Below are 13,843 nucleotides of genomic sequence, written 5' to 3'. Positions count from 1 at the left end.
AAACTCAAGCTAGTCGTGCGACAAGTCGACGAAGCGGCTGTAGTGCAGCTGGTGCGCGACGGTGATGGTCGCCGTCGGCCCGGCACGGTGCTTCGCGATGATCAGGTCCGCCTCACCGGCGCGCGGGTCGTCCCGCTCCCAGGCGTCGGGCCGGTTGACCAGGATGACGAGGTCGGCGTCCTGCTCCAGCGAGCCGGACTCACGGAGGTCGGACAGCATCGGGCGTTTGTCGGTCCGCTGCTCGGGACCACGGTTCAGCTGGCTGATCGCGATCACCGGGACCTCGATCTCCTTCGCCAGCAGCTTCATCTGCCGCGAGAACTCCGAGACCTCCTGCTGCCGCGACTCGACGCGCTTGCCCGAGCTCATCAGCTGGAGATAGTCGAGGACGACGAGCTTGAGGTCGTTGCGCTGCTTGAGCCGCCGGGCCTTCGCGCGGATCTCCATCATCGTCATGTTCGGCGAGTCGTCGACGAACAGCGGTGCTTCGGAGACCTCGCTCATCCGGCGCGCGAGCCGCGTCCAGTCGTCGTCGGACATCTTGCCACCGCGCATATCGGCCAGGCGGATCCGAGCCTCGGCCGAGAGCATGCGCATGACGATCTCGGTCCTGCTCATTTCCAGCGAGAAGATGACGCTGGTCAGGCCGTGTTTGATGGACGCTGACCTGGCGAAGTCCAGTCCCAGGGTCGATTTGCCGACACCGGGACGCGCCGCGACGATGATCATCTGGCCGGGGTGCAGGCCGTTGGTCAGATCGTCGAAATCGGCGAATCCGGTCGGGATGCCCTGCGACTGCCCGCCGCGCGAGGCGATCGCGTCGATCTCGTCCATGGTCGGCTGGAGCAGTTCTTCCAGCGCGACGTAGTCCTCGGTGGTGCGCCGCTCGGTGACGTCGTAGATCGCGGCCTGCGCGCGGTCGACCACCTCGTCGATGTTCGCGCCGTCGGCCGCGGCCGCGCCGTAGCCGTACTGCACGATCCGCGTGCCCGCCTCGACCAGGCGCCGCAGCACCGCCTTCTCGGTGACGATCTCCGCGTAGTACCCGGCGTTCGCCGCCGTCGGCACCGTCGCGATCAGGGTGTGCAGGTACGGGGCGCCGCCGATGCGGCCGAGTTCGCCGCGGCGTTCCAGCTCGGCGGAGACGGTGATCGGGTCCGCGGGCTCCCCTCGTCCGTAGAGATCGAGGATGACGTCGTAGATCGCCTGATGCGCGGGCCGGTAGAAATCGTCGGGCCCGAGGGCTTCGATGACGTCGGCGACGGCGTCCTTCGACAGCAGCATGCCGCCGAGCACGGACTGCTCGGCCGCGATGTCCTGCGGCGGCTGGCGGTCGTATTCGCCGCCACGCGGACCGGGGTCACTGGGACCCGGATCGGACTCCGCGTACATCGGATTGCGGTCGTCGGTCAGCGCCACCGCTGCTGCCACCTCCTCAAGACATCGAACACGCGTTCGATTATGCCAGATTTTCCCCGGTCACTCCGCCCGTGCCCGCCGGTCGCCCTCCCTCGGCTCCCGACGCTCCCCTGTGTTCACTTTCGACCCGGACGACCGCCACGGTGCGTACCCACCCGGCGGGCACGGTAGGCCCCCCGAAAGGACCAGCGCAATTTCGCCTGGGGACCGCCCTGTGGATAACCTGGGGATGACTGCGGGCATCCCTTCACAGGTGACCCAAAGCCTGTGTACAACTTGTGGGCAACGGTCGGACGGTCTGACAAAAGCGCTGGTCAGAGCCTGTGGAGAGACTGTGGAGAACTTTATTCAACTCGCGACGGCGTGTCGGGCAAAACACGTCGTTCGGCGTGTCGCACGGCGGCGCACAGGGGTGCCCTGTGGATGAATGCCACGGAGAGTGGAGGGGTGACACGGCGGGCTGAACGGTGGTGAATTCAGGACGAGAACAACCTGCCCTGTGCGCTCCGTAGTCGTTCTCCGAGAACCTGCTGGTCGGCGGGTGTGAAGGCGATCCTCGGTTCGCCACTCCCCGGTATCTCCTCGGTCAGCCACCGGCCCTCGGACGTATCGATGTAGTTCACCGGGCGTTCGATCCGCTGCCGCGCGCCGCTCCGGCCGCGAGCGGCGACGTACAGGCTGCCACTCCCCAAACGGCGTAGCGCGAGAATGCGCCGAAGCTCGTCCGCCTCCTGGCTGCCCGTGCTCTGCCGCCCGCTGCGAAGCACCTCGAAACCCTCGTCCTGCGCCGTCGAAGACGAGCGCGAGGCCTCGACCTGACTCTTCGGGACGGCGATCGGACGCCCGCGTCCCGGTGCGAGCTTCGGGATCTGGGCGAGGAACTCGGTGAGCAGCTCTTCGGGCCGCACCGAGGCGAGCGCGACGCCGTCGTGCTCGCTGTGGCGGGCGAGGACGAAACCCTCGCCACCGGCGCTCCCCGCGAGCAGGGTGAAGCTCAGCGCCTTGCCCTCGAACCCGCCGTCGACCCAGCCGTAGTACTCCAGCGACGGCCTGGCGATCGCTTCGAGCGTCGCCTTGAACCCGTTGTGCAGGCCCCGCGCGCCGAAGAGGCCCTGGCTCGCCAGCTCTTCGTTGGTCCGCTCGTCCTCGGCCCGCTGCGCTTCCTCGCCGTACCAGGTCGGGGTTTCCGACAGGATCGTGTGCGGCTCGCCGCCTCGGCGGTGGATCAGCGTGATGAGGGTGCCGGTCGTGATGGTGACCTGCTTGTCCAGCACCGGAACTGCCCCCTAGTCGTTCATGTTCGTCCAGCCCGTGACAAGACAGGCCGGGCGCGGCCCCCATCTTGGCACGCGCCCGGCCTGGCTGTTCGTATTACTCCCCGATCACCGGCGGTGCGGTGAGTTCGTCGGTTCCGAAGATCTCGTTGGGGTCGTCGCCGACGAGGAACTTGGAGCTGCGCTCCTCGTCCTCGCCGCCCTTCCCCTTGGCGCCACCGGCGCCCATCCCGCCCATGCCGCCCATCATTCCGCCCGCGCCGCGACCCGCTCCGGAACCGGAACCCGCCGCACCGCCGCCCATGCCGGCGCCGCCCATCGCGCCCGCGCCACCGGGCATGGCCGAGCCGCTCCCGCCGCCGGGACCGAACCCGCCGCCACCGGGGCCGAAGCCACCGTCCGGGCCGAAGCCGCCCGCGCCGGGGATGTCGGTGCCGCCGAAGCCCGCGCCACCGCCACCGCCGCTACCGGGGCCGAAGCCGCCGGCGCCGGGGATCTTCGGCGGGGTGAAGCCGGACGCGTTCGTCCCGTCGTCCCAGGACGGCGGCTTGTAGTTGCTGCCGGGGAGGTTCGGGTTGTACTGCCCGCCTGGCAGGTTCGCGCCCGGCATGTTCGAGCCCGGCATGTTCGAACCCGGCCCGCCGATACCCGGCATGTTGCTGCCCGGCAGGTTCGCCCCTGGCATGTTCGAGCCCGGTCCGCCGATACCCGGCATATTCGATCCGGGGATGTTCGGCATCCCGCCGGGCGGCATCGAACCGGGCGGCGTCGAGATGCCCGGCATGCCGTTGTTCCCGTTGCGGTCGCCCTGGCCTCCGCCGTCCTTGTCCTTGCCCTTGCCGTCACTGCCGCCGCCGGTGACGTCGACGTTCGACTTCTGCCCCTCCATCTTGTTGTAGGTGGGCAGGCCCTTGCCGTTCTCGGAACTGGCCTTGAAGTACTCGTTGAACGCGTCGACGTTCGCTTGGCCCTTGGAGTTGTAGTCCCGGATCGCGCGGTCGGTGTCGGTGGTCCACGGGGTGATCGAGTTGAGCAGGTTGTTCTTCGGCGGATCCTTGGGGACCTGCTGGACCTTCGCCTTCACCGTGGTGAACGCGGTGTTCTGCTCACCGAGGTACTTGTCGGAGTCCACCAGCTTCTTGCCGGAGTCGTCCATCCACGCCCGCAGCGGATGCGCGCCGGACTGCTGCGCGGCTTCGGCGCTCTTGCCGGTCCAGGCGGCGTCCATCTCCTTCGACAGGTTGTCGATGGTGGTCAGCCTGTCCTGGTAGCCGGCCTTGAGCCGGGTCGCCGCGGCCTGCCCCTCCTGGATCGACCCGGTACCCGGACCGGTGACGATCTTCTCCCAGATGTTGTAGCAGTCGATCTTGCGATCGCCGCCCGACGCTTCGAAGTCGCCGGATTTCGTGGTCGCCAGGTTGTAGGCCGAGTACCCGGCGATGATCGGCAGCAGGAACACTCGTCAGCCCTCCTTCAACGTCTCGATCATCGCTTCCCCCACTTTGAGCGCGACGGGGCACGGATCGCTCGCGCCGGGTCCGTTGTCGTACTGCACCAGGATGTTCACGGCCAGCTGGTCGGTCACGCCGACGAAGAGACCGCATTTGCCGCTCTTGCGGTCGTCGAGCGCGGCGGCGTAGACCGCCGGGTACCCGGAGACCTGGGTCTCCTCGAAGTACGCGTCGTTGGCCTTCGTGTCGTAGACGTCGCTGAGACCGTTCTTGTTCGCGAGCACCGGGCTGATCTCGATCTGGTTCAGCTTGTCGTCGGCGGCGAAGATCGAGCAGCCGGGGCCGGCGCTCGTGGTCCGCCGCTCGCCTTCGCCGAGGCCGAGCTGGGACCGCTTCGCCGCGGAAAGCGCGGCGCACGCGTCGCTCTCGATCGACGAGGTCTTCAAGGGATTCGACACCTTGGGCGCGGAGCCGGACGAGCCGCTCGACGCGCTCGAGGAGCCGGTCGTGTAGGAGGGCTCCGAAGAGGCGGTGCCGTTCTTGGTGCCCGAACAGCCCGCGACCAGCGCACCGGCGGCGAGGAGGAGTACGAGGGAACGTCGCATCACACGGCCTTGTGCTTGTTGAGCGAAGCCTGCGTCTCGGCTTCGTTCGCGGCGATCTTCTGCTTGGCGGCGGTCAGCTGGTCGATGTAATTCTTGACGTAGTCCTGCATCTTCTGGTTCTGCTCCAGGAACGCCTTGCCGGACGGGTTGGCCAGCTTCTCCCAGTCGCCGCTCGCGAACTCCTTGCCTGGCGCCTTGACGTTCGCCATCAGGTTCGCGTCGGCGTAGTCCTTCTTGAGCTCGACCTGCAGGTCCGTCCACTTCTTGATGATGCCGTCGATCTTGTCCTTGTCGAAGGCGAACCCGCCGCCACCCCCGCCCGACGTCGACGAAGGCTTGTCCGGGTTGGCCGGTGCGGACACCGTGACCTTCTCCTGCCGGTTCCGCTCGGCGTTGCTGTCGTAAGCCATTGGTTCCAGATCCCCTTTTGAGTCCCCGTGCCTCGACGTCGAGTCTCGATAATGCCTTGATCCCCCGTCAAGCCTAAGACGTTGCCCGGCCGGGTGGGGTTCCGCGTAAAGCAAAGGGCGGGACATCTCCGTGAAGGAGACATCCCGCCCTTTGGCGAAGCGGTGTTACTTGGCCTTGACCTCGAGCCGCACGTCGACGCGGACGTCGGGGTGCAGACGGGCGCCGACCGAGTGCTTGCCCACGGTCTTGATGTGGTCCTTCAGCTCGATGACGCGCTTGTCGAGCAGCGGGCCACCCGCGGCCTTGATCGCGTCCACGATCTCGCCGGTGGTGATCGAACCGAAGAGCTTCTTCGAGCCCTCGGCCGCCTTGCCGCTGAGCTGGATGGCGCCGAGGCCCTCCAGGGTCGCCTTGATCTCCTTGGCGTGGTCGAGGTCGCGGATGCGACGGCTCTCCTGCGCCCGCTTGATCGTGCGCACGTTCTTCTCCGCGCCCTTGGTGGCCACGATCGCGTAGCCACGGGGGAGCAGGTAGTTGCGTGCGTAGCCGTCCTTGACCTCGACGATGTCGCCGGGCCCACCGAGGTTGGCGACGTCGGTGGTGAGAATGATCTTCGCCATTGACGTGCCTCCTTAGCGTGCGGTCGAGGTGTAGGGCAGCAGCGCCATTTCGCGGGAGTTCTTGACCGCGATGGCGATGTCACGCTGGTGCTGGCTGCAGTTGCCGGTCACGCGACGGGCACGGATCTTCCCGCGGTCGGAGATGTACTTCCGAAGCAGGTTGGTGTCCTTGTAGTCGATGTTCTCCGGGCGGCCCTTCTTCTCGGCCTTGCAGAAAACGCAGACCTTCTTCTTGGGCTTGCGGATGGGTGGCTTGGCCACGGTTTTACTCCTGAATTCCTACGTAGTGGTTGTGTCGAGGCGTCTCGCGGGCCGGAGCCCGCGGTGGAGCGCCTGGCTAGAAGGGCGGCTCGTCGGAGAAGCCGCCGCCACCGCCGCCACCGGCGGGCGGGGCGGAACCCCACGGGTCGTCGGCGGGCGGGCCGGACTGGCCACCGCCGCCGCCTCCACCGAAGCCGCCGCCTCCACCGCCACCGGTGCCACGGCTGACCTTGTTCACCTTGGCGGTGGCGTAACGCAGCGAGGGGCCGATTTCATCGACCTCGAGCTCGACGACGGTGCGCTTCTCGCCTTCCTTGGTCTCGAAAGACCGCTGCTTGAGGCGCCCCTGCACGACGACTCGCGCGCCACGGGTCAGCGACTCGGCGACGTTCTCGGCCGCCTGACGCCAGATGTTGCAGCGCAGGAACAGGGCCTCGCCGTCCTTCCACTCACCGGACTGACGGTCCAGCGTGCGCGGGGTGGACGCGACCGTGAAGTTCGCGACCGCCGCACCGGAAGGGGTGAAGCGAAGCTCCGGGTCGGACGTGAGGTTGCCGATCACCGTGATGACGGTGTCTCCAGCCATCGGGAAAGTCCTTCGGCTCAGGCCTTGGCGGCGACGGCAGCGGCGCGCTTGATCTCGCGGCGCATGACCTTGGTGCGGAGCACGGTCTCCTGCAGCGAGAGCTGACGGTCCAGCTCCTTCACCGCTTCGAAGCTGGAGTTCAGGTCGAGGAGCGCGTAGATGCCCTCGGCGTGCTTCTTGATCTCGTAGGAGAGCCGGCGACGGCCCCAGACGTCGACCTTCTCGACGCTTCCGCCCGAAGTGCGGATGACGTTGAGGAAAGTGTCCAGCGTGGGGGCGACCGTGCGCTCGTCGAGCGTGGGGTCAAGGATGACCATTACCTCGTAATGGCGTGACACAACCACTCACCTCCTATGGGCTCGCGGCCACGGACTGTCCGTGGCAGGAGGGTTTGTCCAGGACAGCGTACCCGGCGGCGTTCGGCGCCTTCGCCTCAGGTCAGGCGACGCGGCGCAGGACCCAGGTGCGCACCAGCGCGGCGGTCACCCCGGCGAGCACGAGTACCGCGAGCAGCATCGGCAGCTGGACGTCGCCGCCGGGCATGCCGTCGGTCGCGAGCGCTTCGGCGTTGCCCGCGTTGCGGACGTCGGGGTTCTGACCGGCCTGGCCGTCGGTGCCGTACTGCGGGGCACCTTCGCCGGGAAGCGGGCTGTTGGCCGGGTAACGCACGCCCGGCGCCACCGCGACACCCGGCTGCGCGACCGGCAGGTTGCCGTAGTCGCGCGGCGGGGCGTAGCCGGTGCCGTTGCTGCCGCCGGGGAGCAGGTTCGCGCCGCCCGACGGGGCGCCGTTGGCCGCGCCGCCGGTGCCACCCTGTTGCGGGGCGGTGGTGCCCGGAGCGGGCAGCGTCGGCGCGACGTAGTTCGTCGCGACCGTGGTCAGGCCGCAGCTGCCTGCGACCTTGTGCTCGATGCTGTCCAGCGTCTTGTCGGGGTTGAGCCCGAGACCCCAGGACTTGGTCTCCTTGACCGCCTGCCGCACGGCCGCGCCGATCGCCTTCGCCTCGACGGGGCCGCCCGCCGACTGCGGGACCGTGCCGACGGCGATGGTGTTGACCTTGGCGATGTCGTTCGCGGCGACGTCCCACAGGGCGAGGGTGCCCGCCTCGCGCGCACCCGCCCGCACCAGTTCCTTGACCGAGGTGCCGGTGATCGCGACGGTGTCGCCCATCCCGCCGTTGACGGTGCCGCTGCACGCGTTCGCCAGCGTGGTGGCCGCGGAGGCGGTGCCCGCCGTCAGGAGCGCGCCACCGGTGACCATGGTCGCGAGTGCGGTGACGGTGAGCGCCTTGCGGGTGGTCTGCCAGATGGTGGTCTTCCGCACGAGCGCGATCCTCCGGGTCGGTGGGGGCGTGAGGCAGTGCGTCTGGTTTTCACCAGCGGGAAAAGCACTACCAACGGGGATAACGAGGGAGTGACCAAGAAGATACTAGGCGGTAGGACTAACTTGTAGCGGCCATTCGGCGGAGGACCCAGGTGCGGACCAGGCCCGCGCTGACTCCGGAGAGTGCCAAAACGGCGATCAGCAGCGGCAGTTTCCCGTCCTGAGTGAATCCGTCGCTCACACTCGGTAGTGCTTCGGCCTGTCCCGCGTTCTGGACGTCCGGGTTGCCCGCGACGTTCCCGTTCTCGGCGTCGACACCGAATTGCGGCGCATAGCCAGGGACCTGCCCGCCGTAGCGAAGACCGGGCGACGGGCTGAAGAGACCGGCCGTCGCCATCGGGATGGAGCTGTAGTCGCGCATCGGGGCGTAGCCCGTGCTGATGCCCCACGGCAGGCCGCCGAAGTTCGGGGTGAAGGTGCCGGGCAGCAGCGGGCTGTTCGCCGCCGGGATGCCGCCGCCCGCCGGGGTTCCGCCCTGAGCGGGAGAACCGCCGGGGCCGCCCGTCTGCGGGCCGCCGCTACCGGGCGTGCCGGGGGCGGGTTTCCCTGGCTGGGGCTGAGTACCGGGGGCGGGTTTGCCGCCGCCGGTCAAGGCCTGGGTGGTGCCGGTGACGGCGCCGTTCAGCGCTTCCGCGGCGGGTTCGCCGATGACCGGGACCGGCGCGACGACGGCGTTCACCACGGTCACCGTCACCTTGCAGACCGTGCCGAGCAGCGCGTTGATCGTGCCCGTGAGGATTCCGGAGACCGGACCCGCCTGGCCGAGGTCGAGGGGGATGCCGAGCAGCGGCGTCTTCCCGAGGATCTTGTCGCCGGTCTTCGCGGTCACCGATCCGCCGCAGGTGGCGGTCTTGGTCTCGGCGGCGGCGGCCGTGCCGGGCAGGGCGAGGGCGGCCGAGCCCGCGAGAATGAAGGCCGAGGCACCCAGGGCGGTCGCCCTCCGTGTCCGTTCGCGCATGCCTTCGACTCCTCCGTCGTCAGGTTCACCTACCTGCACAACGACGCTAATGGAGACAAGTGACGCCCGCTCACTCGAAGAGGTCAGGCATTCGAGTGGAAGCGGGCGTCACCGAGGGTCACTGTGGGTGAAGATCAGGCGGGCTTGCCCCGCAGCCAGGCGCGGACCAGAGCCGCGGCGACGACAGCCAGCGCCAGCACCGCGAGCAGCAGCGGCAGCTTGGCGGGGGTGACCGGCGCCTGGACGGCCTGCGCGTTGCCGGTGTCCTTTTCGTCGACGGTGGGCGGCGGGACCTCGCCGGGGATGATCTCGGTGATCACCGGGGCCTGGACGAAGTTGCCGGGCAGCAGCGCCGCGTTGCTGATGACGCCGGCGATCGAGTCGCCGCCGATACCGGTGGAGGAACCAGGACCGCTTTCGACCGGGAGCTCGCTGCCCGGACCACCGGGCTGGCCCGGCTTCGGGGGCTGAGGCTGCGGATTCGGGGGCTTCGGGCCGGGACCAGGTCCAGGGCCGGGGCCCGGCGGCTCGGTGACGTCGTCGGCGATGCCTTGAGTCAGGTTGCCGACCGTGTTCACCACGCCCTGCGCGGGCTCGCAGACACCCTGCGCGACGAGGTCGCCGACCTGGTTGTCGGTGAGTCCGGTCGCCTTGACCAGGTCGCCGACCGGCAGCGAAAGCAGCGGCTTCCGACCTTGGGCCGTCTTGGCCTTCGAGTCCAGACCGACCGTCAAAGCCTCAGGCGAGTTGAGCGGGGCGCCCGCGTCGAGAGCGAGGCCGTTGGCGGACTTCCCGTTCTGCAGCGTCGAGGCGCAATTGCCGGAAAGGGTCGGATTCGGCTCGGCGGCCATCGCGATCGTCGGGAACGCGAGTCCGGCCGAAACCGAAAGCGCGAAACCCAGTGCCGTGATCCGCCCGGCAGTCTTCCCCATCGAGTTCGTCCTCCGCCCCTCAAGACCAACGCGGTTTTAACGGAACGCGCTCACGCTACCCCACGAGCGTGACCATCCGGCCCGCGCCGGGGAGAAACCGGCGAAGGTAAGTTGCCAGCATGAAAATCGGTGCCCATGTCCGCGACGACGATCCCCTCTCCGCGGTCGCCGAACGCGAAGCCGAGGTCCTCCAGTTCTTCCTCTCCGATCCGCAGGGCTGGAAGGCTCCCAAACCCCACCCGCACGGCGAGGCGATCAAAGAGTCGCCGGTCGAGGTGTACATCCATTCGCCGTACCTGATCAACGTGGCGTCGCTGAACAACCGCATCCGGATCCCGTCGCGGAAGAACGTCACGCAGCACGCGAACGGCGCGGCCGAGATCGGCGCGAAAGGGCTCGTCGTGCACGGCGGCCACGTCGGTTCTTCGGAAGACGTCGAAGAAGGTCTCGTCAACTGGCGCAAGCTTTTCGAGCGTGAGCAGGAAAAGGGCGGCTTCGCCGTGCCGATCCTGATCGAGAACACCGCGGGCGGCGACAGCGCGATGACCCGCGACCTCGACACGATCGCCCGGCTCTGGGACAAGGTCGGCGAATTCGGCGCGGGTTTCTGTTTCGACACCTGCCACGCGTACGCGGCGGGCTGGGACCTGACCGAGGCGGTCAAGAAGGTCAAGGCCATCACCGGCCGGATCGATCTGGTGCACCTCAACAACTCGCGTGACGAATTCGGTTCCACGCGGGACCGGCACGCCAACGTCGTCGGCGGTGAGGGCACGATCGATCCCGAGGTGCTGGCCGCGGTCGCGGCCGAAGCGGGCGCGCCCGTGATCGTCGAGACCCCGGCCGACGGCCAGGCCGCCGACATCGCCTACCTCCGCGAGCGCATCGCCTCCGCCTGACTCCCGCATTAGTCCTCTGGATGCGACACACTCGCATTCAGAGGACCAAATGCGTCAGTCGTCCTCGGAGGCGATCTTCAGGCGGCGCATCTCGTTGCGGACCGCGAGGGTGTCGCGGTGCTTGACCATCCGCGAGAGCAGCGAAGCGGCGTCGCTCAGCGCCTCCCGCAGATCGAGTTCGTAGTCGTAGTCCGACGACTGGTAGCGCGCCCACTGGAGTTCCGTGTCGGTGCCGACGGCGCTGGTCCGCAACCAGGCGACCGTGGTGTCGATCATCGAGTTCAGCTGGTCCAGCCGGGTGTCCAGCCCGCCTGCCACGCGTTCCTCCGGCGCCACGGCGAACCGGCTCGGCTCGTCGACGGCCTCCCCCAGCAACTCCCGCGCGGTCTCGCCGGCGATCTCCTCGGCGCCGTGCGGCAACTCCGGAACGAGCGCCCAGCCTGCCTGCAGCCGCCGCTCGACCAGGTGAATCGCGGAGTACCCGTGCAGCGCGGTGGTGCGGTACACGACCGAGCCGTGCGCCAGGTGGAAGGTCATGCCGCGCAGGCTACCCAGGCGGGAGATCGTTCCCTCTCCGGCGGGAGGGCCGGACGCGCGGATCGCGAGAGGCTCGCCAGGAACACCGACCTGGAGGGAAGCTCATGAACATCAAGTCGAAGATCGCCGCCGCGGCCGCACTCGCCATCGCGGCGACCACGCTGGGGGCCGCGCAGGCGACGGCGGCACCGGAGCGGCCGTCGGGTTCGGTCGTCGTGGGATCGGCGGGCGGTCTGCTGACGTTCCCCGGCTACGACAAGGATCCGGTCCGGTTCGACTTCGCCGCGTTCGGCGAACCCGGCAGGTCCTCGGGCCGGTTCCACGTGAATCACCTGACCAAGGACGGCAAGCTCTTCGCCGACTTCGACGGCAAGGTCGACTGCGTTTCGCGTGACGGTGACATCGCCATCCTGACCGGCGTGATCGAACGCGCCGACCTGCCGGGGGTCCCGTTGGACCTCGTCGGCCGCCGCGTCGGCTTCTCGGTGCGGGACGTGCCGGGCGGGCACGACCGGATCGGCTGGAGCTGGGCCTACGGCGGCTTCGAGCACGACGTCCTGCCGTGCACCGGCACGGTGCCGTTCTTCCCGACGAGCACGGGCGGCTACGTCGTCCGCTGAATCGGCTTGACCCTCACGCCACGGGAGGGTCGAACCTGATCCGCATGAAGAATCGGACCGTGTACCGGGCGGAGGACGGCGAGCACGTCGGCTACGTCGCCCCCGCCTCGGACACTCGTTGGCAGGCACTGACCGTTTTCGGCTACCCGCTCGGCGGGCCGGCCGCCTTCGACGACTCCGTCGCGTTGCTGGAGGCGGAAGGGCTGGCCGTCCTCGCCGACCGCTGGTCGGTCAAACACGGCGAGGACTGGTTCACCTGCCGTCTGGTCGAAACCTCGCCCGACACGGTCGTCGTCCAGATCAGCGACTTCGGCGCCGAGGACTTCGGCAAGCACATCAAGCTGGAGAGTCCTGGACCCGAGGTGCTGAAGCGCGCTTGAAGTCGGGGGCGCCGTCGAGGAAACCGCCCACCGGATCGTCGTCCCCGGCGAGGCGGACAGGGTCTGTGCGCGGCTGGTAGATGTCACGGATCACCAGCGCGCACAGGCCCAGCACCGCGAGGTCGCGGACGACGACCGTGCCGAGGAACCAGTCCTCGGGCAGGCCCTTGTGGTCGACGCCGAGGTAGTACATCATCCGCGGCGCCCAGACCAGCGCGTCGATGATCATCCAGCCGAGCAGCAGGCGCCAGCGCGGGATCGCGAGTACCGCCAGCGGTACCAGCCACAGCGAGTACTGCGGGCTCCACACCTTGTTGGTCAGCAGGAACGCGGCCACCACGAGGAAGGCGAGCTGCCCGAGCCGCGGACGGCGCGGTGCTTTCAGCGCGACGTACCCGATGCCGGCGCACGCGGCGAGGAACAGCACCGCGACGACGGCGTTGAGCACGACCGGCGTCTGGCCTGCGGTGAGTTTCCCGTCGAAACCGGCCCAGCCGGACAGGTGGGAGATGACGTTGTACAGCGAGTCCGGGTCCATCGGGCGCACCGTGTTGAGCCGGAAGAACTCCCACCAGCCGGTCGGCGCGGCGAGCGCGAACGGGACGTTGACCACCACGAACGTCGCCACGGCGAGCCCGGCGGTGAGTGCCCACTGCTTGACCTTGCCCGCGCGCAGGCACAGGAAGAACAGCGGGATGAGCAGGAGCAGCGGATACAGCTTCGCCGCCGCGCCGAGACCGAGCAGGAAGCCCGCGACCTCGGGTCGCCGCCGGGCCCACGCGAGCAGCGCGGTCGCGGTGAACGCGGCCGCGATGGCGTCGAAGTTGGTGAAGACGTGCACCAGCACCAGCGGCGAGATCGCCACCAGCACCGCGTCCCACGGACGGCGTTTCAGTGATCGGCCGGTCGCCCACACCGTGACCAGCCAGGCCAGCGCGAGCCAGAGCGCGGAGATGTTGAAGTAGACGGCGACCGGGAGCGCGCCGGGCAGCCAGCCCGATTCCGCGACCGAGAGCCAGGCTTCGGCGAGCTTCGCGTTGATCCACTGGAACAGCCCGGTCGCGACCGGGTACTCCATGTACCGCGTCGTCTCCTTCGCCGTTCCCTCGTCCTCGGTCCACGAAGTCACGTACGGGAAGGTGTCCGGATCGTTCAGCCGCTCGGAACTGTAGAGCGGGATGATGTCCGAGTAACACATCGCGACGAACGGGCGGCCCGCCCGCCAGTCGAGCTGGTTCGCCCCGGAGTCGTCGGTGTACTGCTGGATGCAGGACGCCTTGCCGAACCACGAGAGCAGCAGCGCGAGGCAAGCCAGCAGCAGCCCGACTCTCTGCGGTGACCAGAACCAGTGCCGCCCGACGGCCGCGTGCTCGCCGAGCGGGCCGCCGATCGGCCTGCTGGCCGCGGTCACGAGCGGTTCGTTCCAGCTCGGGATGACCCGCTCGCCGGGGGTGAGCGAGAGCGGAGCCTCGGGCGGGGTCGTCTGGTCGGGCACGTGGCGGATGTT

The 13,843-nt window shown here is 68.7% G+C and carries 17 protein-coding genes; 3 read left to right on the top strand and 14 right to left on the bottom strand.

Annotation, left to right across the window (positions count from 1 at the left end):
• Nucleotides 1–9: 9 nt before the first annotated feature.
• The 12 genes from dnaB to AMYAL_RS0117295 form a co-directional block, all read right to left on the bottom strand.
• Nucleotides 10–1,419: a replicative DNA helicase gene (dnaB, locus tag AMYAL_RS0117350; protein WP_020632575.1), complete on the bottom strand. Its 1,410-nt coding sequence runs from the start codon at nucleotides 1,417–1,419 to the stop codon at nucleotides 10–12.
• A gap of 476 nt (nucleotides 1,420–1,895) precedes the next feature.
• Complete coding sequence (locus tag AMYAL_RS0117345; RefSeq protein WP_020632574.1) at nucleotides 1,896–2,693, bottom strand: ESX secretion-associated protein EspG; 798 nt, start codon at nucleotides 2,691–2,693, stop codon at nucleotides 1,896–1,898.
• Between the two features lie 97 nt (nucleotides 2,694–2,790).
• Nucleotides 2,791–4,152, bottom strand: coding sequence for a PPE domain-containing protein (locus tag AMYAL_RS0117340; RefSeq protein WP_020632573.1), 1,362 nt, complete (start codon nucleotides 4,150–4,152; stop codon nucleotides 2,791–2,793).
• Between the two features lie 3 nt (nucleotides 4,153–4,155).
• Complete coding sequence (locus tag AMYAL_RS0117335) at nucleotides 4,156–4,749, bottom strand: DUF3558 domain-containing protein (RefSeq protein ID WP_020632572.1); 594 nt, start codon at nucleotides 4,747–4,749, stop codon at nucleotides 4,156–4,158.
• Nucleotides 4,749–5,159 (bottom strand): hypothetical protein, encoded by a 411-nt coding sequence (locus AMYAL_RS0117330; protein ID WP_020632571.1) that lies wholly within the window; start codon nucleotides 5,157–5,159, stop codon nucleotides 4,749–4,751. The genes AMYAL_RS0117335 and AMYAL_RS0117330 overlap by 1 nt, the downstream gene beginning before the upstream one ends.
• A 165-nt stretch (nucleotides 5,160–5,324) precedes the next feature.
• Nucleotides 5,325–5,780, bottom strand: coding sequence for a 50S ribosomal protein L9 (rplI, locus tag AMYAL_RS0117325; RefSeq protein WP_020632570.1), 456 nt, complete (start codon nucleotides 5,778–5,780; stop codon nucleotides 5,325–5,327).
• 12 nt (nucleotides 5,781–5,792) lie between these two features.
• The gene (gene rpsR / locus AMYAL_RS0117320) at nucleotides 5,793–6,041 is read right to left on the bottom strand and encodes a 30S ribosomal protein S18 (RefSeq protein WP_005168122.1); all 249 of its coding nucleotides are present in this window, start codon (nucleotides 6,039–6,041) and stop codon (nucleotides 5,793–5,795) included.
• Between the two features lie 76 nt (nucleotides 6,042–6,117).
• Nucleotides 6,118–6,627: a single-stranded DNA-binding protein gene (locus tag AMYAL_RS0117315; RefSeq protein ID WP_020632569.1), complete on the bottom strand. Its 510-nt coding sequence runs from the start codon at nucleotides 6,625–6,627 to the stop codon at nucleotides 6,118–6,120.
• Nucleotides 6,628–6,644: 17 nt separating this feature from the next.
• The gene (gene rpsF / locus AMYAL_RS0117310; RefSeq protein WP_174720483.1) at nucleotides 6,645–6,965 is read right to left on the bottom strand and encodes a 30S ribosomal protein S6; all 321 of its coding nucleotides are present in this window, start codon (nucleotides 6,963–6,965) and stop codon (nucleotides 6,645–6,647) included.
• 100 nt (nucleotides 6,966–7,065) lie between these two features.
• Nucleotides 7,066–7,950 carry a hypothetical protein gene (locus AMYAL_RS0117305; protein WP_020632567.1) on the bottom strand — a complete coding sequence of 295 codons (885 nt, stop codon included), beginning with the start codon at nucleotides 7,948–7,950 and terminating at the stop codon, nucleotides 7,066–7,068.
• A gap of 118 nt (nucleotides 7,951–8,068) precedes the next feature.
• Complete coding sequence (locus AMYAL_RS0117300) at nucleotides 8,069–8,968, bottom strand: hypothetical protein (protein ID WP_020632566.1); 900 nt, start codon at nucleotides 8,966–8,968, stop codon at nucleotides 8,069–8,071.
• A 134-nt stretch (nucleotides 8,969–9,102) separates the two neighbouring features.
• Nucleotides 9,103–9,900: a hypothetical protein gene (locus AMYAL_RS0117295; protein ID WP_020632565.1), complete on the bottom strand. Its 798-nt coding sequence runs from the start codon at nucleotides 9,898–9,900 to the stop codon at nucleotides 9,103–9,105.
• Between the two features lie 119 nt (nucleotides 9,901–10,019).
• On the opposite strand from AMYAL_RS0117295, the gene AMYAL_RS0117290 reads away from it, so the two are divergent.
• Complete coding sequence (locus tag AMYAL_RS0117290) at nucleotides 10,020–10,799, top strand: deoxyribonuclease IV (protein ID WP_020632564.1); 780 nt, start codon at nucleotides 10,020–10,022, stop codon at nucleotides 10,797–10,799.
• Between the two features lie 54 nt (nucleotides 10,800–10,853).
• On the opposite strand, the gene AMYAL_RS0117285 is transcribed toward AMYAL_RS0117290, so the two are convergent.
• Nucleotides 10,854–11,336 (bottom strand): hypothetical protein, encoded by a 483-nt coding sequence (locus tag AMYAL_RS0117285; protein WP_020632563.1) that lies wholly within the window; start codon nucleotides 11,334–11,336, stop codon nucleotides 10,854–10,856.
• 104 nt (nucleotides 11,337–11,440) lie between these two features.
• Here AMYAL_RS0117285 and AMYAL_RS0117280 point away from each other — a divergent pair, with 104 nt between their 5' ends.
• Complete coding sequence (locus tag AMYAL_RS0117280; protein ID WP_020632562.1) at nucleotides 11,441–11,956, top strand: hypothetical protein; 516 nt, start codon at nucleotides 11,441–11,443, stop codon at nucleotides 11,954–11,956.
• A gap of 44 nt (nucleotides 11,957–12,000) precedes the next feature.
• The gene (locus tag AMYAL_RS0117275) at nucleotides 12,001–12,336 is read left to right on the top strand and encodes a hypothetical protein (RefSeq protein WP_020632561.1); all 336 of its coding nucleotides are present in this window, start codon (nucleotides 12,001–12,003) and stop codon (nucleotides 12,334–12,336) included.
• Here the strand turns inward: AMYAL_RS0117275 and AMYAL_RS0117270 are convergent.
• Nucleotides 12,293–13,831, bottom strand: a complete 1,539-nt coding sequence (locus AMYAL_RS0117270; protein WP_020632560.1) for a glycosyltransferase family 87 protein — start codon at nucleotides 13,829–13,831, stop codon at nucleotides 12,293–12,295. The two genes, AMYAL_RS0117275 and AMYAL_RS0117270, sit on opposite strands and share 44 nt — an antisense overlap.
• Nucleotides 13,832–13,843: the final 12 nt, after the last annotated feature.

It is taken from the genome of Amycolatopsis alba DSM 44262 (genome assembly GCF_000384215.1).
Classification (GTDB): Bacteria; Actinomycetota; Actinomycetes; order Mycobacteriales; family Pseudonocardiaceae; genus Amycolatopsis; species Amycolatopsis alba.
The sequence above is the reverse complement of the archived record's forward strand: the minus strand, read 5'-3'. Positions and strand labels throughout refer to the sequence as shown.